The sequence below is a fragment of the Rosenbergiella epipactidis genome, from assembly GCF_018494055.1.
In the GTDB taxonomy this organism is placed as follows: Bacteria; Pseudomonadota; Gammaproteobacteria; order Enterobacterales; family Enterobacteriaceae; genus Rosenbergiella; species Rosenbergiella epipactidis.
Window position 1 is genome coordinate 116,476 of sequence record NZ_JABBFQ010000010.1, and the last position, 22,089, is coordinate 138,564.

A 22,089-nucleotide genomic window follows, 5' to 3' on the forward strand; every position below is an offset into this window, starting at 1 on the left:
GTGCCATGAACATGACCCCGACGCCCGAAGAACTCGATCCCCGCAGACAAGCCTTGTTGCTTTACTTTCAGGGGTACCGCATTGCCCGCATTGCACAAATGCTGGGCGAGAAAGCCGCGACCGTGCACAGTTGGAAAAAGCGCGATAAGTGGGGCGAATACGGCCCGCTTGAGCAGATGCAGATCACCACGGCCGCGCGCTATTGCCAGCTCATTCTCAAGCCGCAAAAAGAGGGGAAAGATTTTAAGGAAATTGATTTACTCGCCCGTCAGTCAGAGCGCCATGCACGCATCGGTAAATTCAATAATGGCGGCAACGAAGCCGACTTAAACCCCAATATTGCGAGCCGTAACAGTGGACCGCGCAAGCCCCCTGAAAAAAATGCCTTTAGCGACGAGCAGTTTAAGAAGTTAGAGTCGATTTTTCACGAGTCGATGTTTGGCTACCAGCGCCAATGGTGGGAGGCGGGTAACAATTTTGCAGTGCGTAATCTGCTTAAATCCCGGCAAATTGGTGCCACCTTCTTTTTTGCCCGTGAGGCATTGGTCGATGCGTTGAAAACGGGCCGCAATCAGATTTTCTTGTCAGCCAGTAAAGCACAGGCCCATGTCTTTAAGCAGTACATCATTGAGTTTGCCCGCGAGGTTGACGTCGAGTTAAAAGGCGACCCAATGACGCTGGGTAATGGTGCGTGCCTCTACTTCCTTGGTACCAATGCCCGTACCGCGCAGAGTTATCACGGCAATCTTTATCTTGATGAATATTTCTGGATCCCCAAATTCCAAGAACTGCAAAAGGTCGCCTCGGGTATGGCGCTGCATAAGCAGTGGCGCGAAACCTATTTCTCAACTCCGTCTAGCCTGACGCACAGTGCTTACCCTTTCTGGTCAGGCACGCAATTTAATAAGGGCCGCGCCAAGTCAGACAAAATCGACCTTGATATTAGTCACAGCGCACTATCACGCGGTCGGCTGTGTGAGGACGGTCAATGGCGGCAAATTGTCACCGTAGAAGATGCGGTGCAGGGCGGCTGTAATCTGTTTGACCTTGAACAACTTCGCCAGCGCTACAGCCCGGAAGATTATCAAAACTTGCTGATGTGCATGTTTATGGACGATTTGGCCTCGGTGTTCCAATTAGCCATGCTGCAAAAATGCATGGTCGATAGCTGGGAAGTGTGGGAAGACTTTGAAGCATTGGCGCTACGTCCTTTCGGCTGGCGCGAAGTCTGGATAGGCTACGATCCTGCCAAGGGCACACAAAACGGTGACAGTGCAGGGTGCGTGGTGATAGCCCCGCCTGCCGTGCCGGGCGGGAAGTTCCGTATCCTTGAGCGCCACCAATGGCGCGGCATGGACTTTAAAGCCCAAGCCGAATCCATTAGACAGCTCACATTGCAATATAACGTCACTTATATCGGTATTGACTCGACAGGGGTTGGTCATGGGGTTTATGAGAACGTCAAAATGTTCTTTCCGATGGTCAAAGAGTTTGTCTATAACCCTACCGTTAAAAATGCCTTAGTGCTCAAGGCTTACGACACCATTAGCAGTGGCCGTTTAGAGTTTGATGCGAGCCACCTTGATATTGCGCAATCCTTTATGTCGATCCGCAAAACCACTACGGCCAGCGGTAATCGCCCCACTTATGAAGCCAGTCGCAGCGAAGAAGCGAGTCACGCCGATTTAGCGTGGGCGACGATGCACGCCTTAGCCAACGAACCCCTACAGGGCGAAGCCGCCCATACTGGCAATATTATGGAGATTTTTTAGATGAGCAAACGCAGAGGCAAAAAAGCATTGCCAGTAGTGAGCGCGACTGCCCAAGACAACACGGCGACCCGCGCCGAGGCGTTTAGTTTTGGCGACCCGATCCCGGTACTCGACCGCCGCGAGCTGTTGGATTATGTCGAATGTATTCAGCTCGACCGTTGGTATGAGCCGCCCGTGAGTTTCGACGGCTTGGCGCGTACCTTTCGTGCGGCGGTGCATCACAGCTCGCCGATTCAGGTTAAGCGTAATATTTTAATCAGCTCATTTATCCCGCATAAGCTCCTCAGCCGCCAAGCGTTTAGCCGCTTTGTGCAGGATTATCTGGTCTTTGGTAATGCCTATCTGGAAAAGCGCACCAATCGACTCGGCGGTATTATCTCGCTTGAGCCATCGCTGGCAAAATTCACCCGACGCGGCACCGATTTAGACACGTACTGGTTTGTGCAATATGGCTTTAACACTGAGCCGTACCAGTTTACGCCCGGTAATGTTTTTCACCTGATGGAGCCGGATTTAAATCAGGAGATTTACGGCTTACCAGAATACCTCTCGGCTATCCCGTCAACCTTGCTTAACGAGTCGGCGACCCTGTTCCGGCGTAAGTATTACATCAACGGATCGCACGCGGGCTTTATCATGTATATGACCGATGCGGCGCAGAATCAGGAAGACGTCAACAACATCCGCAGCGCCATGAAAAGTGCAAAAGGCCCCGGTAATTTTCGTAACCTTTTTATGTACTCGCCGAACGGCAAAAAAGACGGGATTCAGATTATCCCGCTGTCAGAGGTCGCGGCCAAAGATGAATTTCTTAATATTAAAAACGTGAGTCGCGATGACATGCTGGGCGCGCATCGGGTACCGCCGCAGATGATGGGGATCATGCCGAACAACGTCGGCGGCTTTGGGGATGTAGAGAAAGCGAGCCGCGTCTTTGTACGCAATGAATTACTGCCATTACAGAAACGCTTTGAGGAGTTGAACGAGTGGGCGGGCGAGGAAATTATACAGTTTGCGCCTTACTCACTGGATGATGACAACGACACTACGCAGCAAAACTAGACCACCTCTTTAAACGCAATGAGAGCGCCCTGATAAGGTGCTCTTTTTTTTGCGTGTCGCAATCAGGCGCGAACTGCCGACCTCTTAGGGGGCTGCTGAGTCGCTGCCAGAAAAGGCCATTATACCCCTCAGCGCGCGCTCGCCCGCCCGCCTGCGCTCTTCACTTAACGATCCTTTTTTCATGCACTTTGCGATCCATTAAAAAACCCGCGTGGCGCGGGCTTTAGGGCGATTTTGAGTGCAAGGGACTCATGCGTTTTCATGCGTAATAATAATGTTTAAGTATTAATTAAAAGTATGGCTAGGAGCTATGAAAACAAACAGCGTTGACTAAGTATAAACAATAATTTTCATTATATTAATGACATAAATTTAATTAATAGGGGTAGGTTATGAAGTAGAAGTTAATAAATTTATTATTGATATTGAATCATAATTTTCTATCAACAGGGTCGAAATGAAAATTCACTGCGAAATGGGTTACTTCATATGGTAGTCCACTGACAGTATGCTGATGCGTACTATAGAAAACGAGAGGGTTATTCTTGCAAAATACTAACTTAGCTTGGCCAGCCTTATGGATTTCAGGTGCCCACTTTTGTAAATACTCATACCAAGCAGTCATCATTTTTTTACAGTCAGAATTTTGTGAATAGATGATCAACCCACCACTGCAGCTATCCGGATTTCCATTTGTATACCGTTCAGTTAGCTGTGCGTAACCTTTAAGTAAATATTTGTATCCTGAAGTATGTTTTTTGGCCTCACCATGCCATGTGAACTTATATAGTTTGATAGTAATATCACAATGTCCGCGTTGGAAATCTTCATGGTAAGCATTAATCCCTAAGTGCTTATTTTCTATTTTACCAATCAAAATTGAGGTTATCTGATCTTCTGTTAAATCGAAATTATAAATGTTTATATTTTTTTCTATGTGATTGATAGCATTGTCAATTTCTATTCTTATAAATTGTTTGAAATTATTATGAGACTCGAGTGCAAAACGGACTCTCTCCAAAGAAGAGTGTGTTTGTCTTAGAAATTCATTTTTATCCATTTCTTCTAAAGACATAGGTTGCGAAGAGATTAACATTAATCACACCCCATCAGTAATTTTGCATACAAAAAAAGGGAAAACGTATTTTTTATAATCGTATATTAAGTCACCGGTATACGGATTTTCAAGACTATGGCTTGTATGTGCTTCGAACACCTCGTCAATCGAAATTTCGATTGGGTCATTATAGTCATCAATGAAGAGATATTTGAGCTCAAGAACACCTATCTGAGGATTACAAAGAACATGGACCGCACTAATTGACAAACTAACAACCTCGCTAGGATCTAAATCAAGATTAGAATTCTTAGCAAGCGCAAAAATATCGTTATAACTCATAAATATATTGGGGGATTTTTCTGCGTAATGTACAATTTCGTGGCGCAAAAAGCATGCCAATGCACCAACATCAGGAGTATTCACACACACCTGCATTATTTGATTACACATATATACCTCCCCCAAAGATACCGCTATAGTATCATTCTAGCCAAAGTTTCGAAATCATCTTTACATATGCACTTGCTAAGTAAAGCATAGCTAACCGGTGAAACACTACTGCCACCTAGATGTCTTCTGAGTGTACCCGGCACAATAAGCTCAATATTATCAGCTAGTAATAATTGAGGGTTGTTACGCTTAATACGGATACCTATACGATAAAGGCCAATTTTACCAACAGCTTTTATACCTTCTTTATTGAAAAGGTCGTCTCTAAGATCTTTGTCTGACGAATTTTTTTTCTCTTTATGGGTAGTTCCTTCATTTGTTAAAAATGATAAATCGAATACTTTATAGGAATGTTGAGAGAAAGGTAACGATGCTTGTTCAAAAATAGGGTCTATTAATGGATAAAAATCTTTCTCTTTCGCACTAAAATTACTTCCATACAACTGATATAGTTCCCGCACTATACTACTTTTTGAAAAAAGTATATTTTCACCTGAAGAATCTACTCTAATATCAATCAAAATATGTATTCTATTATCAGTTAAAATACATAAATCGAAGCATTGGCGTTTCTCTTTCCGCTTAGCAATAACTTCATCATAACCTGATAATTGAGGTAATTTTTGAAGAGGAACCTTTTCCTGTATTATTCTATCTCTAACAGATGAGTAAATCACTGTAGTTATATTATTATGTTGAGTGTGATAGATTAATTCTGGATGGTTTTTTGATATTTTGGATATCGATTTTTTGTCAAGAATTTCCTCTGATAAGCTACTTTTTTGTTTCATGGCTGCCCATTTAGTAGTAAAGCTTTTCTGCAGTGAGCTCACCACTTTTTTATCGACATCAAGGCTAAATAATGCCTTTTCTCCATACATAATCATGCCATCTAAAAGATCGTTAATGCTTTTCAATTTTTTGTCAAACTCGATTTGATTCGATTTTTTTAATTTTGAAAGCTCATCGAGTATTTTATCGTTTGTTGCAAGACGTCCTTTTCCGGTGGATAACCCTAGAGAGGCTATAATCGGTCTAACGATGTTCCAACTAACTCTTTCTGTGAAAGTTAATACCGACTTCAATTCGGAATCAGAGAGATTTGGATAGGATTGACCAGCCATTTTATCACCTAAAAAATTATTATTTTGAAATATGATAGGAAAACCACTGTATTTATTTACAGTGATAAACCTAAGTAATTTATCAAAATTAACTTTTTTTTAATTAAAATTGCAAGAAATTTCGATGGTTTATCAAAAAATCATAATAAAATTTTTTAAATAGTAATACTTACCATTTAGATGGTTTTAATTACAAAAGTACAATCATAACCAAAGTAAAATATAAATAAGATGCTTTCAATTCAACCAGCTATCGTCTTCCCAAACTTGCTGCAGAATGTCCATCACATTTTTTTTCTCGCCGTCGCACCTTAGCCCGCTAATGTCTATCCCATCGGCGGTACCCTTACGAATTCTAACCGCAGTTTTCGGATAAAGTGGCAATAGGTTTTTATAAATTTCTGACTCAAGAGCCTCTAGTACAGATTGAGTGATTTTTTTCTCTTTGTTGATCACGATTTCAATACGCATAGACTTAACCTTAATTTTTATTGGCTTGTGCTGGGGTAAAAGTAACTGCGAAATCTTTGCCTTTAAGAACGCTATCACCTGCGATTTCTGCAATGATGTTTAACGCTATTTCTCTATCCTTTTCTTTAAGCGCGCCCACTGATGCAAGTCTCGCAATCAACTCAACTCGCTCCAATCTGACTATTTCCTCAAACTCACCTTCCATTACTCCCCCCTTGCACGGAACTGTATATGCATACAGTATAGAAGTTTTTAAGAATGGGAAAGAATTTTTTACGTCTTATTTTAAAAATTACAAACTATTGTTTTTTATCTGTTTAGCGATAGATTTCATTTTCTCGGCGAAATCTATACCTTTCTTCTTGATATGAGGGCGAGCGAGGTCGCCAGAAGCGAGACAACGATACAGTTTACCCTCAATTTTTAGCTGCGCGCCTTTAACGAGGCACAATGCTTCGCCATGAGTAAGGTGTCGGCCACTCAAATCCTTGACCTGACCAGCAACTTTTTCACACGCTACTTCGACCTTAACCGGCCACTGCATTTTTCTCGTTGGCTTTTTAACCTTTTCTGACTTAATCCGATTAAATATTCGTCGCCTTTCCTTCTTGCTCATACAATTAAAATCAATTTTTTGGTCACTTCCCGGTGAACTCGAATCTTGCGATCTCAAAACCCCCGTACAGTTATTGACAGAACTCCAAGGGGACGCGGACGCGTCCCTAGGGTCAACGGCCAATTCAACGGCACGCTTCGGTACAATCTTCCAATTAATCAACCGGGTGATAATGGGTGTATCTGCCCCAACGTCAGTGGCATAGACGCCTTTAATTTTTACCGTTTCCTCACCGTATTGATTCAGCTCGTCGTTAGCCTCGTACCATGTTCTAACTACCAGCTCGTCGCGCTTCACAAAAGGGCCACCCTGAGCGTTGACGTAATCAGCCCATTGACCATCGTCCGCAGCATCATGGACCGCAGCAAACTCTACGCTTAATCCGCGCGCGAGTTCTTTGTCTGCCATACGTCGCAACTCACGATAAACCGTGACGGGTGCGCCGCCGACAAACTGAAACTGTCTTATATGCCAACGTGCAGCCCAGGCTGATACGGCGGGCGCGGTTTCTTTTAACTCCTTACCGCTTTCGTCATCCAGCTCACCATCTAATGCGTAACCATCAATATTCTTTGAGATATATTTCGCCACATATCCGGTCGCACTCCCTTTGTCTGGATCAATAGCCTCAGCATGAAAGCGCGCTTTACGAGCCTTATCCGATTTCAACTCGAAACTATCTTCTTGATACGCGTAATCACGTATTATATTACGTGCTCTTTCCACATCCTCTGGACGCATAAACATCAACATATGCCAGTGAGGGGTCCCATCATGGTGCGGCTCGGCAACACGGATACCGAAAATCCGTAATTCTTCGCGATGCAGCTTGGCTCGGATTCGCTGCCACACATTGCAGAGATAGCTTTGGGTTTCAGAAGGGCTGGCAACGTTCCATTTGCGGTTGCGGTGTCCAGTTTTTACAGTGGCGTGATACTTTGACGGTGCGGTAATAGTATAAAATTCACCAACGAATCCTAGTTGATTACAGACATCCTCAAAGCCTCGAATACGAGCCATTAGCTCACAACGGCGTATTGCGGGGTTAGCCACTGATCCATCGTATTTGTCGAGTAGGTTAATGCGATTACCTTCATCATCTTGCAGCTCCATCGCTTTAAGAAACTCTCTCGTGCGGCGCTTTTGCTCTCTCCATTCAGAGATGGCTGTTTTACTGGCATAAGGTGAATGCTTCTTGCTGACATTGGCGAGAGCAATATGCAAATGCTCCCGCCAATCACTCGCGATACGGCGTAATTTGGTTTTCCACCATCTGTCCGTTTTCATTCGTAGAATGGCGGGCGTAACCTCCTCGGGGTCGAACAAACGCGAGGTGACTTTCTCCCACAAAGGCGGCAATTGATTGAATGCCTGTGTAATGGCTGCGGCGGTCATATAGACGCGGTGGGTATATTGATAATCAGATTCTGCGCTAGCTTGCTCATGGACTTGGACTATTTCAGCCATGATGAAATTTGCAATATCACCGGCCAGCAAATCAATATCTGCCCTCGCCATATCCGGTAGACGATTAAAACGTTTGACTAACTCCCATAGCGCGCCGCTTACCCTTGCCGAACCTTGGTCTATTCCTGCGTTATGAGTTAGCAGAAGTGAGGTTTTAGCCTCTATTTGAGTGAGTTGATATTTATCGTTTACCTGCTTAACACGTGGCAATGTGCGCTCAACAAAGGTTTTAGCTAAGTACGCATTGGCACGGGCAATGCCTTGCTGTTGTTCTAACTCTGCCATCCGACGCTTAACGTCGTATTTAATCATTGTTGGCTGATTATCAAGAATCTCCTGCGCACGTAGCAGCGCCGCGATCATTTGATCACGGCGATAGATTTCTTCATAAGTAGGATAAGGGCTGGCGATTGCTTCCCGTGGAGCATTCCACGGGTAGGCGTACTGTAAAGTCATTGAGGTACCCGCGACACAGCTGAATAGTATGGGAGACGCGCATAATCTAAACCTAAAAAGGAAATCATAGGTGTCTTGGTTAAGATCACTTCATTGGCTTGCTTACTCTCCCCAGCGCAAACCCCTATGCAGCGTTTTGTCGTAAGTTCATTGACCTCAAAACCTTTGTAAATTTCGCGAATGTAGGGCGTGTCACTATTCGATGCAATAACAGGAAAATATGAAGCTAACCCCTCAAGATGGTTCGCCAATTCCTGTTGGTCGGCCTTGTTAAACCCACTTGTGTGATAACTCGCGAAAGTATCGTCATAAGGTGGGTCGCAATACACGACATCCCCCGTTTTGAGCTGCTTTAAAGTATCTTGATACCCTGCGCAAAGAAACGTTGCTCGCTTTGCCTTTTCGGCAAACGCCAGAATTTCACGCTCAGGGAAGTAGGGCTTTTTATAATTACCGTAAGGGACGTTAAATTGTCCTTTTTGGTTGTAGCGACAAAGCCCGCGGTAGCAGTGGCGGTTGAGAAAAAGGAATAAAGCCGCGCGAAAAGAACCTCCCTTGAGAGTACCTTGATTAAATGCTTGTCTAATCGCATTGAATCTAAGTTGCGAATTATTACCTTGAGTAAACATTGCTTTTGCGTGCGTCAAAAATGCAGAGGTATTCGCCTGGATCTGCACATAAAGATTAATTAAATCTGGATTGACGTCTGCAATCAGGTATTCGGGATAATCCGTTTCCATCATCACAGCACAAGAACCCGCGAAAGGTTCTACCAATCGCGAGCCATGAGGAAGGTGCTTTGCTAGTTCCAGCATGACGGCGGACTTATTGCCCGCCCATTTTAAAATGGTGCTCATAGGCTTTCGCCCGCATCATTGAGCTTTGCAGAAATAATCGCATCTATATCCGTTTCCATTATGGGTGTGAAAGACATAACCACCCAATCATCACCTCCCGGTATAAAACCCGCCACAGGCAATATGTGTGTAACCTTTACCAGTAACACCCTGTCGCATCTATAACCATTCCATTCACAGAGTTGTAAGAAATCGCCGAGTGAAAAATCGCGATCTGCCTTGCGTAGCTCGGCTTTTTTTCTTCCTTGTTTTACTTCGTGAAAATATTCAGTCTTAATCTTTAATTGGTGTACGGTAGCCATAGTTAACCTCTGAAATGTTTACTTTGCGTTTCGGTAATTTGCTGACAATGAACGCAGCGCTCAACACTAATCAATGTACGGCGGCGAAGCTCAGGGATCGGCATTTCACAATCAACACAGAAACTGCGTGATGGCAGTTTTTGCCTTTTGAGCACGTTATCTACATTGCGCTGGCGCATTTCTTCGGTGCGCTCTTGCGTAAAGTCCATTGAGTCGGCCATTAGTGGAACTCCTGCGATTCGTGCTCATAACGTGCAGCCTCTTGACGCAGTAACTCGGCAGCTTCAATGCCTGTTAACTCATTGCTGGCGATGTGGGCGGCTAACTTATCTAAACGAACTGAAGCCATTAACGCGCGGTCTTTGCGTTCTTCGTCTTTGGCCTTTGCCAGTAACGCAACTAACGCGTCGCTATCTGATTTAATTTGATGTTTTTGGATATTTCGCATCGTTCTAACTCCTGAATTTAGGCAAAAGAATGCCCGGCGAGTTGACGCCATTTAATTAACGGTTTTATTTAGTTTGGTAAGGCTATTCGCTTAGGGAATAAACTCACGACTGCTTTTAGTTGATTCATCGCTGAAACTAGCGCTGTCCTTTCGTCAGTCGTCAATTCACTCAGCGATAAGTGGTGCTTGTTTGTTGGTATTTTTGCTAAATAAAATATTGCTGACAGGGTACGAATATTCTCCTCGTTATTTGAATCACGCGGATCACGCATATCATCAATAAACCTTTCGACCTCTTTCCAGCCATCACCCCAAAACTGCCCGCGAATAGCGGCTATGTGATTTAGTGCCGAGACACGTTGGCCCGCACTAAGTTGCACAGTGTTTGCACCTTCGATTGCCATGTGTTCACCTTCTTGCGTGTTGTTAATGCTTGTAATAAGTCAGTCTGAGATCGGCTAGGGTGAAAAAGCTTTCCATCAGTACCGATAATCCAACCGTGTCCATAAGACATAGATGGGCTTTGTTTCTTTAGCCTTGCTGCGAATGAAATCATGTTTACCTCAGCTCATTCCGATTGATGCGCCAATGCCACTGATCGCGTCTACTGTCGTGCTTAACGTAGGGCTTGAGTGAATCCTTGATTGCACAGCAATAGCGGCCAGTGTTAAGCAACGAATTCCCATGTTCACGCTGTTCATCACATTGCGGCGAGTCGCGTTACAGATTACGCCTTGGTTTGCGGCATTGGCGGCTAACATTCCGACTTCTGCCGTAGCCTTGAGAACGTAAGTTGGAAATTTCTCGTCTGCGACTTCGTTTACTGGAACGCAAGGAAGGCAATTTAATTGGGCTAGCGCGCCATCAACTAAAGCCGAGTCCTCTGTTAAGTCGGTAAGCGTAAGCAGCTCTCTCACAGTTAATTGGTGCACTTGCTCAGGGTTTAACTTGTTGCGAAGTGTTTGCGGTTGCATTCCGGCTTGCTCTGCAAGTTGCTCAAGATTGTGTCTCTTGGCGAATCCTGAACATGCATCATCGAAGTGCTTATGTATGGAAACCTTAAAATCAAACATGTTTTACCTTCATTATTCACATATAGTGAATTAAGCGCCGATAACGACTTGAAAACGTGAATGACCTAAAGCTTTGCGAAACTGGTCTTCTTTCCAGCGGGCATAGTAGATGCGAACTGGACCACCCGCTTGCTTTCCGCCTTTACGAATTTTACGCGGCTCGATTGGTACACAAGGGTTATCACCAGTTGTCCAGCGATATGCTGTACGAACAGATATACCTTCAAGGACAGCGAACTGCTGTAAAGAAACAATAGGAGCAGGTATTTTGATGATTGCGATTTCAGAAGCCATATAGCATTATTCCTCTTTTACTAAACTTTGCCATTTGTATGCCAAACACTGCCAATGTTTGCCATTCTTTGCCACCAATAATCGAACTCTAATCCGATAAATGGGATTAGTCAACTAAAGAGATGCGAATTATGGATATTGAAAGCCAGATTTCAGCTGAGGAAGTTTTAGATCGAATCTGTCAAACCTATGGCTTTACGCAAAAGATTCAGCTTGCAAACCATTTCGACATAGCAGCCAGCACCCTGCAGAATCGCTACTCAAGGGGAAATGTGTCCTATGATTTTGCAGCTTTTTGCTCCCTAGAAACAGGCGTTAATATTCAATGGCTGTTGACTGGTCAAGGATTACAATTCCAAAACGAAGCTTCAAATTCATCGCACCACCTTGAGTTATTCACTTTGAGTGAGGGTAGAATTACCAAAAATGGAATTTTCTCTGTTGGTACTGAATTTTTCCCAAAGCCTCTTAAAAGCGCGATTTGCCTTAAAACTGAAAATAAAAGTTATATTGTTGAAAAAGATGCACCAATAGCTGACGGAACATGGGTAGTTGATGTTGACGGAGCCGTAAGTATCAGAGAGTTAACAGTGCTTCCCGGTAGGAAAGTTCATGTAGCTGGCGGCAAAGTACCTTTTGAATGCGGTATTGAACAAATAAAAACCATTGGCCGAGTAGTTGGTGTATACAACGAGGTTAATTGATGGCTGTTCGTAAAAACACATCAGGTGGATGGATTTGTGAAATCTATCCGAATGGTTCTAAAGGAAAGCGTATAAGGAAAAAATTTGCTACAAAGGGAGAAGCTCTATCCTTTGAACAGTACACCCTTCAAAATCCTTGGCAAGAAGAGAAAGAGGACAGGCGGACGGTCAGAGATTTGGTCGATGCATGGTATAGCGCACATGGAATAACATTGAGGGATGGCATTAAACGCTTGTCAGCAATGCACCATGCGTTTGATTGCATGGGAGAGCCTCTAGCTCGAGATTTTGATGCGCAGATGTTTTCGCGTTACAGGGAAAAACGGTTGAAGGGAGAATATGCAAGATCCAATCGTGTAAAGGAAGTTTCTCCAAGAACTCTAAATCTTGAATTAGCATATTTCCGTGCTGTTTTTAACGAGTTAAACCGCCTTGGTGAATGGAAGGGAGATAACCCTTTAAAAAATATGCGTCCTTTCCGTACTGAGGAAATGGAAATGGCATGGTTAACCCACGATCAGATTTCTCTTCTACTTGAAGAATGCAAACGACATGGTCATCCTGATTTAGTATCCGTAGTTAAGATTTGCCTTACTACTGGCGCTCGCTGGTCTGAGGCCGAGAGCTTAAAGAAAAGCCAGCTATCAAAATACAAAATCACCTATACGAATACTAAAGGCAGGAAGAATCGCACCGTTCCTATTAGTAAAGATATTTACGATTCTCTTCTCATGGATAAAAGCGGTCGGTTATTTAGTGATTGTTATGGCGCATTTCGATCTGCAATTGAGAGGACGGAAATTGAATTACCTGCCGGGCAGCTTACTCACGTTTTACGGCATACTTTTGCTAGTCACTTTATGATGAATGGCGGGAACATTTTAGTTTTACAGCGCGTACTTGGTCACACTGACATTAAAATGACTATGAGATATTCCCACTTTGCTCCGGATCATTTAGAAGATGCTGTTAAACTTAACCCGCTGGCTATAAGTGGCGATAAAATGGCGATGTAACTGGCTAATAATGGCAACTATCTGGCAAGTTGTGGCAAACTATGTCAATGTTTTATAACGTAAACTATTGATTTTTGGTTGTTTCTATAGGAACTCATAATCGTTTGGTCCCCAGTTCAAGTCTGGGAGGGGCCACCAAATTTTACCTGTTAAATCAGGATATTAAGCCACTCTATTGAGTGGCTTTTTTGTTTTGGTTTTACTCGTTGTCGCAAAAGTGTCGCGCTATTTTTTTCTATGGTCATTTAGTTTCGCTTTCATAGATATAAAAAAACCCGCAGATGCGGGTTTTTTTACATGAATAAATGTTGTTGACCACTTCTGGACGGGTGAGGGGGGACAGGATTTACGACTTTTGGTGCCGCAATTATTGCCGTCACTGTTTCATGGGATTTAAAAGTGCAACCGCAATTGATGTTTTGGCACTGGTTATAGCGCTCTTTTGTATCATTGGTTATCTGCATGCTGCTACGGGTATGTGCTGCTTGCTGGCATAGTGAGCAATTCATCATAATTGTGATTTCCTTTGCTCAGTTAATCTCATAATGATACATGAATTACCCAATTGAGAATATATTATTGATTAATCATTACTTCCAACTCAATACTCGTCGTAAATCCCCCCTCACTGCTCACGGTATGCGTGAGCGTAGTGATCACCCATTCCGCCTCATCAATCTGCTGCTTAAATCCTGTCACCTTAACGGGCATTTCGGTATAGAGATCGGCGCGGCCCTCCGCTAATTGCAGCGAGAACGTTGCGACACCTCGCTGTAATTTCTCCCACTGCGCCTTGGCTGCTCTGGCAGCATTATCTCGGCTGGCATAGGTGCGACTGAGCACCAATACGTTATCGTCAGTGCCGACAAGGTAATTATCTGGGAAGTGTGGGAAGACTTTGAAGCATTGGCGCTACGTCCATTCGGCTGGCGCGAAGTGTGGATCGGTTACGACCCGGCCAAGGGCACACAAAACGGTGACAGTGCTGGGTGCGTGGTGATCGCCCCTCCTGCGGTGCCGGGCGGTAAGTTTCGTATCCTTGAGCGCCATCAATGGCGCGGCATGGATTTTAGGGCCCAAGCCGAGGCAATCAGACAACTCACATTGCAATATAACGTTACCTATATCGGTATCGACTCGACCGGCGTTGGCTTAGGCGTTTATGAGAACGTCAAAATGTTCTTTCCGATGGTCAAAGAGTTTGTCTATAACCCTACCGTTAAAAACGCCTTAGTGCTCAAGGCTTACGACACCATTAGCAGTGGCCGTTTAGAGTTCGATGCGAGCCATCTCGATATTGCGCAATCCTTTATGTCGATCCGCAAAACCACCACGGCCAGCGGCAATCGTCCTACCTATGAGGCCAGTCGCAGCGAAGAAGCCAGCCACGCCGATTTAGCGTGGGCGACCATGCACGCCTTAGCCAATGAACCCCTACAGGGCGAAGCCGCCCATACTGGCAATATTATGGAGATTTTTTAGATGAGCAAAAGTAGAGGCAAAAAAGCATTGCCAGTGGTGAGCGCGACCGTCCAAGACAATACGGCGACTCGCACCGAGGCGTTTAGTTTTGGCGACCCAATCCCGGTACTCGACCGCCGCGAGCTGTTGGATTATGTCGAGTGTATTCAGCTCGACCGTTGGTATGAGCCGCCTGTCAGTTTCGACGGTCTGGCGCGTACCTTTCGTGCCGCTGTGCATCACAGCTCGCCGATTCAGGTTAAGCGCAATATTTTAATCAGCTCGTTCATTCCGCATAAGCTATTAAGCCGTCAAGCCTTTAGCCGCTTTGTGCAGGATTATCTGGTCTTTGGTAATGCCTATCTGGAGAAGCGCACCAATCGCCTTGGGGGGATCATCTCACTTGAGCCAGCACTAGCAAAATTCACCCGACGCGGCACCGATTTAGATACTTACTGGTTTGTGCAATATGGCTTTAATACCGATCCGTATCAGTTCACGCCCGGCAATGTCTTTCACCTCATGGAGCCGGATTTAAATCAGGAGATTTACGGTCTACCGGAATATCTCTCGGCTATCCCGTCAACCTTGCTCAACGAGTCGGCGACCCTGTTCCGGCGTAAGTATTACATTAACGGATCGCACGCGGGCTTTATCATGTATATGACCGATGCGGCGCAAAATCAGGAAGACGTGAACAATCTCCGCACGGCAATGAAAAGCGCGAAAGGCCCCGGTAACTTCCGTAATCTGTTTATGTACGCCCCAAACGGTAAAAAGGACGGTATTCAGGTTATCCCGCTGTCTGAGGTCGCGGCAAAAGATGAGTTTCTTAATATTAAAAATGTGAGCCGTGACGACATGCTGGGCGCCCATCGGGTACCGCCACAGATGATGGGGATTATGCCGAATAACGTCGGCGGGTTTGGGGATGTTGAGAAAGCGAGCCGCGTCTTTGTGCGTAATGAATTGCTGCCACTACAAAAACGTTTTGAGGAATTGAACGAGTGGGCGGGCGAGGAGATTATTCAGTTTGCGCCTTACTCGCTGGATGATGACAGCGAGACAATATAGAAAAACTAAACCACCTCTTTAAACGCAATGAGAGCGCCCTGATAAGGCGCTCTTTTTTTTGCACGTCGCAATCAGACGCGAACTGCCGACCTCTCAGGGGGCTGCTGAGGCGCTGCCAGAAAAGGCCACTACACCCCTCAGCGCGCGCTCGCCCACCCGCCTGCGCTCTTCACTTAACGATCCTTTTTTCATGCACTTTTCGAACCATTAAAATAACCCGCATGGCGCGGGCTTTAGGGCGATTTTTAGTGCAAGGGACTCTTGCGGATTCATGCAGTACAAGTACAGAATATCCATTAGATGATACATTACATTTGATTCTCGCTTTATTAAATATGCTGTACAAACTTGCAATAAAATTGGTCTAATCTTTAAGATTAAACATGAAGACGCTTAGGGGTTTTGATAGTGTGTCAATGTCTCCCAAATCATAAAATAACTCGCACCGGTAGGTCTTGAGCTTTGTATAAATAGCTCAGTATTTGGAAGTGCTAATTGGCTTCTGTTAGTCAATTCATTGAGTATCACTTCCCCCTTTCCGACGGAAGATCCTAAATCAACTTTTTTCCCACAAGGGTTATTCGCTGAATCTGGTTGTATAGCGCTAGCATCGTTATAAAAATTAGTATTATATTCGGAAGCGTATTTTAGCCTTAATGCGTTTAAAGTCCCCAAAGTCTCTTCTTTCGATAAATTGTATCCTTGGATTCTTGCTGACTCCATACCATTTGCTAAAGCCGAAAGTCCCCATAACACATGACCTATGTCACGACATGTTTCTTGGGACAATCCACCTTCACCTATAGACGGCGAATTAAAATTTTGTCCTCTCCAGTACCCACCTGAACTCAATAGCGATGTTGATGAAATGAAACTATTTCTCCAAAAATAAGGAGGCATAGGGATTACACCGTCTTTTTTCATATAGATATAGGCTGGAAGCATCTTTCTTAATCTATCTAAACCGTTAAGAAACGTTCCTGTATCGTTATTAAAAATACCAATATTTATGAATGCTGCTGCTTGCGAACTAAGCAAGTTCCCGCCATAATTTCCACTAGTAAAATATTGGTTATTGATGAAATCTACAGTGTATTTTTTTAGCATTTGACTAAAGTTATCAATGTCAGAAGAAGACCAAATAGATACCCCGTTAGCTTTCAAATAAGTATAACGAATAATTTCTGCTGCCCGAGGCCATACATCTCCCGACCACGCGGCTAAGTTGAATTTGTTTGCGCCTTGTAAATTGCTATTTAGTGCTTGAGCCCATGCATTCATGATAGCTATTGCATTATCCGCGTAATGACTATCTTCGGTGATACCCCAAAGTAATGCCTGTGTGTACGCCGCAATGGCATCCTCCCTGTAATCAACGCCTGTGTCGTTATCAGAGTTTACTGACGAATGAGGGTGGGGTTGATAATGCAGGTTTCCATACTTACTATTTTTAGCAGCCAAAAAGGCTTTATATCTTATGGGATCTCTCTCAATTAAAGTATTTTTTATATTCTTAAGCATTTTTGTATTGAGTAAAACCCCAGGGTGAGTGAACTGAATAGGTGCAACAACCTGCAATTTAAAAGATTGAAATGTACTATTTTTAAGATTAGATTGGATTTTTATATCGTAGCTTCCAATTTTAGCGCTAGAAGGGATATTTACGTTTAATGTGAATATCGGTAGATCATCGGAACCATATCCGTTTTTACAATTATCTCCGCGAGTACCGGTGCAGTGTAAACTCCATGTTGTCCCTTCGGGTAATCCACTTATAGATATATTTTCGCTAAAATTATCTTTTTCCTGAGTTAGTAAGTAATATTTTGCTTCACTTCCTTTAGTAACAGTTACTGTACTAGGAATTATATTTACAGTTGAAGCTTGTGCGTTTGAAGCAAGCAGTAACATAGCTGATATCAGTATGAATCTTATTAACATAAAACCTCTCGTACTTATGATTAAAGTAGATATACAGTGATGGACGGAGTTAACAAATTTAGATGTTGTTCGGGATTAATATTGCATAACTTCACTCCAATAACCATAGCATTCTGTTTCTGATATTACGTAATGCGGTAGAAGGCACATTTAAATTTTATTCGAGAATGGTTATATCACTACGAAACGGGTCACTAGACAAAATTTAAAAACGCTAGTTTAACCGCAAAATTTCTACTATTACTCAATACGAAATTACAGTTGCTATAGAGTAAAGGAACAATACGCGACAACATAATCAAAGTCGTAAAGGGTGAGATATCTACGGTAATAATTGGAATAATCACAAATGTATTCACCACGGCTATCAGCTTGAGGCTACCGTTGCTAATGGTACCCAACACTTGAAATTGTACAAATATTGATCTTTACACCTTAATTAATTGTTTCAGATCAAGTATGCTATGGTTTTTTTAGTTTTATTTTGCACTTTTCAATAAATTATTTTTAGGATGCGTCCACAGCAGTTAGGGTAACGGATTCCTATATCATCTGGGAAGAAACTGCTGTAAAAATAGCCCTCGGAGGGAACCGAGGGCGGATAACACAATTTTTTGATCTCTTTTGTATGTCATTGGTTTCTATCACTGACGTCTTATTATCTGCTTTGTCTACGTTTAGTCTAAAAAATCAGTACTTAAAAGTTGAATAATTTCAATTTAACCAACTATCGTCTTCCCATACTTGCTGCAAGGTGTTCATCACCTTTTCTTTTTCTGCGTCAGACTTCAACCCACTAATATCCAAGCCATCGGCACTTCCTGTCCGAATGCGCACGACTGTTTTTGGGTAGCTTGGGCGCAAATTTTTATAAATTTCAGTCTCTAACGCATCGAAAACGGACTGTTTAATTTTTTTATCTTTGTTAAAGATGATCTCTATACGCATAAAATTTAACCTCAATATTAATTTCCACTGGAAGGGGTAAATATAATGGAGAAATCTTTGCTTTTGATGACACTATCACCTGCAATTTCAGCAATGATATTCAATGCTATTTCTCTGTCCTTCTCTTTAATAGCCCCTATTGACGCGAGTCTTGCTATTAATTCAACTCGCTCCAATCTAACAACTTCTTCGAGCTCACTCCCCATTACTCCCCCTTCCAAAACAACTGTATATAAATACAGTGTATAATAATTTCAAAATATAAAAGTCCTTTTTTTGATTTTTTTTGAAAATTTGGTGAGGTATAAATACATAAATTCTGCTAATGGTAATTGAGAGCGAATAGCGATGAGAAAGGCAAGTATCGAGTTGGTTGCACCTGCGAAAATTGTCACGCTGATTGCTGGCGAGTTCGGCTATGGTAAATTTTTATACACAGTTGACCTTAGCGCCGTCAGCGAAAATCCCCCTACGCCATCGCAATGGTTTGATGTCCTTGAAGAGTGCAAGAGAAAAGCACGAGAATTACGTTATGATGTCTCGCGAGTAAAAGGACAACATCTCACACTAGACAATAATTAATAAAGCTGAAGGTAATGTCGCCATTTGTCGTCTTCTTTCAGCCTATTCTTTTCATAGAAAATGCGTAAGCCGCCACCAGATGGGAAACTACCACCCTTGGTCAAGTGCTCAATCTCATCGCTGTTACATGCAAACCCTCTTGCTCTCAATTCTGCCGCTAACTGGTCATACTGATGTTGCGTGATTCTCTGTTGATAGCCTCTAGCAACGCGCCTTTTTATTTGCCCAACTTGTTTTAGCCGTGAATAGAGTTCTCGTTGTTGTTTTTTCGTAAGATTATCTAAATCAATAGGCTCCTCACTGGGTTCTGTCTCACTTTGTTCACTCTCAATTTTGGTTATTTTTTCTACTAGGGGACAGTTATTGCCACGAGTCTAAAATAAAGGCATGAGATTGCGTGGCCGGCCAATGTGGCATATCAGCGGCGCGGATATCGCGAGCAAAGACTTTTTTACCCATCGCCTTAGCTTTCCCATTAATACGAAACCGAAGATGTTTGGCAGCAGGATCAAGCGGGAAGGGTCAAAAGCTGATTTTCAAATAGCGCAGCAAACGCTTTGCTATGAAGTGGCGAGAGGTATACGGATATACCGGCGATCACGGAATGCCGTAAAAAACGGCGACGTGATAGGTTGACAGTGCTCATGTTGCAATACGTTGCTTTCAATGGATTTTTATACAGCATGAGAACGCTACTATCGTCGTTCGATGCCAGCGAGAAGCCCCCCTGACTGTCGAGTCCGCTCGTCTACCGCGCTGACATACTGCTCTTTTGATATGTTATATAAATGTTACCTATAAATTTTTAATATAACTATATAACCGATTGTAATTTCGGCGGCTTTACGTCGTTACTTTGATAAAGAGCACTATTCTGGGGGATTTTTCGGCGTTGTTGCTTCATAGATTATTGGCACGGAACGATGAGTAGGTCAGTCTTGAGTAAGTGATCTATTGGCGTGGAGGAGTATCGAGTTCAGTTTTGGTAAGAGTAACTAGCCATACCCTCTTGCAGTCAATTTTAATTCAATTTCAAACTATTCATTTTCTATTAGTTCATAAATAATAAAACAAAATTAAAAAAAATTACCTTTTTTTGTGAAGTTAATTATTCATCTGTTGTTTTCTTAATTTTTTATTAATAGTGGATTTTTCTAGAAAATTATTTTCATGAATTTAGTAAGCCAATATCTCGGTAGGACGAAAAACGGCAATGATCCATAAGATAGTTGAATGGCTAACAGGAATCTAAGAGTGAAATAAAGGCTTAAGTTGTAATAAAAATAAAGATTTGATCAAATTACGCACTATATATTCAATCTTATTCATATACCCTTAGCTTTAAACCATTATTTTTATTGATAATTATAATTATCGACTAAACCACAGTAACTGGCTATTTTTACCTTCATAAATAGAAAAAACATCAATAATATAACGTCAAGAGTTGTTTATTTAGGTTTTTTAACTGGTTGATCGCTCGTTATTACCCCGTGTTATGGCTATTATGTGCTTATTCTAACCGCAAGCCATTCAAAAGTTGACCGATATTACCTAATTAGAAATTTGTGATATGCATTACACAAACCTCAAGACTGTCAGCGACGATTGATAAAAAATATTGATCGAACATCTCGTTGCTTTACAATGTTGTTTTCTCTACTTTCCTTCTTGATAGAAAACTTAGGAATAATCTTACCCGTTGAAAAATTCTGCTTATTAAGCGGAATTGGCTTAGGCGCGCATCTAAAAATCTAATTATCAAAAAATAATTGAGGCTAACTCTATGATTAATATCGTTGCTCTATCGAAAGAAAAGGGAAGTAGCTATACAACGCATTCTTCCACCGTTACGCTCGACTCAGCATCAATATTAAAAATATCTGTTAGCCGCGAAGACATAAAAAGTTTCTCCCGGGTTAATAACGATTTAATTATCGAACTCAATGATAACGAGAAAGTTACTATTAAAAACTTTTTCACTGTCGGTCCCAATGGTCAGCACAGTGATTTAGTGCTAGAAGACCCGCACGATGGGGCTTTGTGGTGGCTTGAAAATCCTGGTACCGATGCAGCGAAATATACGTCAGTCGATTCTTTAGCCGAAGTGGGATCAGAAGCTGTCGCCTATGAGCATATTGGTGCTTGGGCGATAGCTGGGGCCGCCCTGCTTGGTATCGGTGCCATGCTGTTGGGATCATCCCACCACGGACATTCGGAGAGTAATGACTCTGAAAGTGGGTCTGATGGAGATACTACCCCAAGTGGAGAGGGCAATTCTTCCGACGACGATAATCACCACGATTCTGACTCTGACAGTGATTCCGATTCAGATAGTGACTCGGATTCAGATAGCGATTCTGACTCCGACAGTGATTCTGACTCTGATAGTGACTCCGATTCCGACAGCGACTCCGATTCAGACAGTGATTCTGACTCTGATAGCGATTCCGACTCTGACAGCGACTCGGATTCCGACTCTGACAGCGATTCGGATTCAGATAGTGACTCGGATTCAGACAGCGATTCCGACTCTGATAGCGATTCAGATTCCGATAGCGACTCTGATTCAGATAAGCCATCCCATCCAACCGAATTGGCTATATCACATGATGGGACGACTTTGACAGGTAAAGGGGATGCTGGGACAACCGTTGCCATCAAAGATGCTGACGGCAACACAATCGGCAACGCCACGGTTGCCGCGGACGGCAGCTTCACTGCGACGCTAGATCCCGCGCAAACCAATGGCGAAACCTTAACTGTCATAGCGACGGATGCGGCGAAAAACACCTCTGCAGCAGCTACTACCACCGCGCCAGATACGACTGCGCCTGCTGCGCCGACTGATGTAGCGGTCAGTGTCGATGGTGATACGGTCACTGGTAAGGCGGAAGCTGGCTCAACCGTT

The 22,089-nt window shown here is 43.2% G+C and carries 25 protein-coding genes and 2 pseudogenes; 8 read left to right on the forward strand and 19 right to left on the reverse strand.

All coding sequences use genetic code 11. The annotated features are described in order from the left end of the window. The first annotated feature begins 5 nt into the window (after positions 1 to 5). Positions 6 to 1,772 carry a terminase ATPase subunit family protein gene (locus HGT71_RS14345; protein ID WP_214218365.1) on the forward strand — a complete coding sequence of 589 codons (1,767 nt, stop codon included), beginning with the start codon at positions 6 to 8 and terminating at the stop codon, positions 1,770 to 1,772. After that, positions 1,773 to 2,834: a phage portal protein gene (locus tag HGT71_RS14350; RefSeq protein WP_214218366.1), complete on the forward strand. Its 1,062-nt coding sequence runs from the start codon at positions 1,773 to 1,775 to the stop codon at positions 2,832 to 2,834. 430 nt (positions 2,835 to 3,264) lie between these two features. Here HGT71_RS14350 and HGT71_RS14355 read toward each other — a convergent pair whose 3' ends face one another. From HGT71_RS14355 to HGT71_RS14420, 14 genes are all read right to left on the reverse strand, one after another. Continuing rightward, on the reverse strand, positions 3,265 to 3,930 hold the full coding sequence (locus HGT71_RS14355) for a hypothetical protein (RefSeq protein ID WP_214218367.1): 666 nt from the start codon (positions 3,928 to 3,930) through the stop codon (positions 3,265 to 3,267). 3 nt (positions 3,931 to 3,933) lie between these two features. Then, a complete protein-coding gene (locus HGT71_RS14360) occupies positions 3,934 to 4,344 on the reverse strand; it encodes a hypothetical protein (RefSeq protein WP_214218368.1) in 411 nt (136 codons plus the stop codon). Positions 4,345 to 4,367: 23 nt separating this feature from the next. After that, complete coding sequence (locus HGT71_RS14365) at positions 4,368 to 5,468, reverse strand: hypothetical protein (protein ID WP_214218369.1); 1,101 nt, start codon at positions 5,466 to 5,468, stop codon at positions 4,368 to 4,370. A 237-nt stretch (positions 5,469 to 5,705) separates the two neighbouring features. Continuing rightward, a complete protein-coding gene (locus tag HGT71_RS14370) occupies positions 5,706 to 5,939 on the reverse strand; it encodes a DinI-like family protein (protein ID WP_214218370.1) in 234 nt (77 codons plus the stop codon). A 10-nt stretch (positions 5,940 to 5,949) separates the two neighbouring features. After that, entirely contained in the window at positions 5,950 to 6,144 is a 195-nt protein-coding gene (locus HGT71_RS14375; protein ID WP_214218371.1) for a Tum protein, read from the reverse strand. Between the two features lie 87 nt (positions 6,145 to 6,231). Further along, positions 6,232 to 8,478 (reverse strand): replication endonuclease, encoded by a 2,247-nt coding sequence (locus tag HGT71_RS14380; protein ID WP_214218372.1) that lies wholly within the window; start codon positions 8,476 to 8,478, stop codon positions 6,232 to 6,234. Further along, complete coding sequence (locus HGT71_RS14385) at positions 8,475 to 9,335, reverse strand: DNA adenine methylase (protein ID WP_214218373.1); 861 nt, start codon at positions 9,333 to 9,335, stop codon at positions 8,475 to 8,477. The genes HGT71_RS14380 and HGT71_RS14385 overlap by 4 nt, the downstream gene beginning before the upstream one ends. Beyond that, positions 9,332 to 9,637, reverse strand: a complete 306-nt coding sequence (locus tag HGT71_RS14390; RefSeq protein WP_214218374.1) for a DUF3850 domain-containing protein — start codon at positions 9,635 to 9,637, stop codon at positions 9,332 to 9,334. The genes HGT71_RS14385 and HGT71_RS14390 overlap by 4 nt, the downstream gene beginning before the upstream one ends. A 2-nt stretch (positions 9,638 to 9,639) precedes the next feature. Continuing rightward, positions 9,640 to 9,858: a TraR/DksA C4-type zinc finger protein gene (locus HGT71_RS14395; RefSeq protein WP_214218375.1), complete on the reverse strand. Its 219-nt coding sequence runs from the start codon at positions 9,856 to 9,858 to the stop codon at positions 9,640 to 9,642. Next, positions 9,858 to 10,085, reverse strand: a complete 228-nt coding sequence (locus HGT71_RS14400; protein ID WP_214218376.1) for a DUF2732 family protein — start codon at positions 10,083 to 10,085, stop codon at positions 9,858 to 9,860. Before HGT71_RS14400 ends, HGT71_RS14395 begins: the two co-directional genes overlap by 1 nt. 68 nt (positions 10,086 to 10,153) lie before the next feature. Further along, on the reverse strand, positions 10,154 to 10,489 hold the full coding sequence (locus tag HGT71_RS14405; RefSeq protein WP_214218377.1) for a DUF5347 domain-containing protein: 336 nt from the start codon (positions 10,487 to 10,489) through the stop codon (positions 10,154 to 10,156). Further along, positions 10,429 to 10,641, reverse strand: coding sequence for a phage filamentation protein Fil family protein (locus HGT71_RS14410; protein ID WP_214218378.1), 213 nt, complete (start codon positions 10,639 to 10,641; stop codon positions 10,429 to 10,431). Before HGT71_RS14410 ends, HGT71_RS14405 begins: the two co-directional genes overlap by 61 nt. Positions 10,642 to 10,648: 7 nt before the next feature. Further along, complete coding sequence (locus HGT71_RS14415; protein WP_214218379.1) at positions 10,649 to 11,158, reverse strand: phage regulatory CII family protein; 510 nt, start codon at positions 11,156 to 11,158, stop codon at positions 10,649 to 10,651. Positions 11,159 to 11,188: 30 nt separating this feature from the next. Beyond that, a complete protein-coding gene (locus HGT71_RS14420; RefSeq protein ID WP_214218380.1) occupies positions 11,189 to 11,452 on the reverse strand; it encodes a hypothetical protein in 264 nt (87 codons plus the stop codon). Between the two features lie 131 nt (positions 11,453 to 11,583). Here HGT71_RS14420 and HGT71_RS14425 point away from each other — a divergent pair, with 131 nt between their 5' ends. Continuing rightward, positions 11,584 to 12,156, forward strand: a complete 573-nt coding sequence (locus HGT71_RS14425) for a phage repressor protein CI (protein ID WP_214218381.1) — start codon at positions 11,584 to 11,586, stop codon at positions 12,154 to 12,156. After that, the gene (locus tag HGT71_RS14430) at positions 12,156 to 13,172 is read left to right on the forward strand and encodes a phage integrase (protein ID WP_214218382.1); all 1,017 of its coding nucleotides are present in this window, start codon (positions 12,156 to 12,158) and stop codon (positions 13,170 to 13,172) included. Before HGT71_RS14425 ends, HGT71_RS14430 begins: the two co-directional genes overlap by 1 nt. A 293-nt stretch (positions 13,173 to 13,465) precedes the next feature. On the opposite strand, the gene HGT71_RS14435 is transcribed toward HGT71_RS14430, so the two are convergent. Together HGT71_RS14435 and HGT71_RS14440 are read right to left on the reverse strand one after the other, a co-directional pair. Then, positions 13,466 to 13,684, reverse strand: a complete 219-nt coding sequence (locus HGT71_RS14435) for an ogr/Delta-like zinc finger family protein (RefSeq protein WP_214218383.1) — start codon at positions 13,682 to 13,684, stop codon at positions 13,466 to 13,468. Positions 13,685 to 13,748: 64 nt separating this feature from the next. After that, positions 13,749 to 14,048: pseudogene (locus HGT71_RS14440) on the reverse strand (contractile injection system protein, VgrG/Pvc8 family); the annotation flags it as partial. A gap of 3 nt (positions 14,049 to 14,051) precedes the next feature. On the opposite strand from HGT71_RS14440, the pseudogene HGT71_RS14445 reads away from it, so the two are divergent. Both HGT71_RS14445 and HGT71_RS14450 read left to right on the forward strand, forming a co-directional pair. Next, positions 14,052 to 14,654, forward strand: a pseudogene (locus HGT71_RS14445) (phage terminase large subunit family protein); the annotation flags it as partial. Beyond that, on the forward strand, positions 14,655 to 15,707 hold the full coding sequence (locus HGT71_RS14450) for a phage portal protein (RefSeq protein ID WP_214218384.1): 1,053 nt from the start codon (positions 14,655 to 14,657) through the stop codon (positions 15,705 to 15,707). A 393-nt stretch (positions 15,708 to 16,100) separates the two neighbouring features. Here HGT71_RS14450 and HGT71_RS14455 read toward each other — a convergent pair whose 3' ends face one another. From HGT71_RS14455 to HGT71_RS14465, 3 genes are all read right to left on the reverse strand, one after another. Beyond that, positions 16,101 to 17,618, reverse strand: a complete 1,518-nt coding sequence (locus HGT71_RS14455) for an alginate lyase family protein (RefSeq protein WP_214218385.1) — start codon at positions 17,616 to 17,618, stop codon at positions 16,101 to 16,103. A gap of 744 nt (positions 17,619 to 18,362) precedes the next feature. Further along, positions 18,363 to 18,596, reverse strand: coding sequence for a DinI-like family protein (locus HGT71_RS14460; protein WP_214218386.1), 234 nt, complete (start codon positions 18,594 to 18,596; stop codon positions 18,363 to 18,365). A gap of 17 nt (positions 18,597 to 18,613) precedes the next feature. After that, positions 18,614 to 18,802 carry a Tum protein gene (locus HGT71_RS14465; protein WP_214218387.1) on the reverse strand — a complete coding sequence of 63 codons (189 nt, stop codon included), beginning with the start codon at positions 18,800 to 18,802 and terminating at the stop codon, positions 18,614 to 18,616. Positions 18,803 to 18,944: 142 nt separating this feature from the next. On the opposite strand from HGT71_RS14465, the gene HGT71_RS14470 reads away from it, so the two are divergent. Together HGT71_RS14470 and HGT71_RS14475 are read left to right on the forward strand one after the other, a co-directional pair. Next, the gene (locus HGT71_RS14470) at positions 18,945 to 19,178 is read left to right on the forward strand and encodes a hypothetical protein (RefSeq protein ID WP_214218388.1); all 234 of its coding nucleotides are present in this window, start codon (positions 18,945 to 18,947) and stop codon (positions 19,176 to 19,178) included. 1,786 nt (positions 19,179 to 20,964) lie between these two features. Next, positions 20,965 to 22,089: Ig-like domain-containing protein (locus HGT71_RS14475; RefSeq protein ID WP_214218389.1), on the forward strand; the 1,125-nt coding region annotated here is incomplete at its 3' end.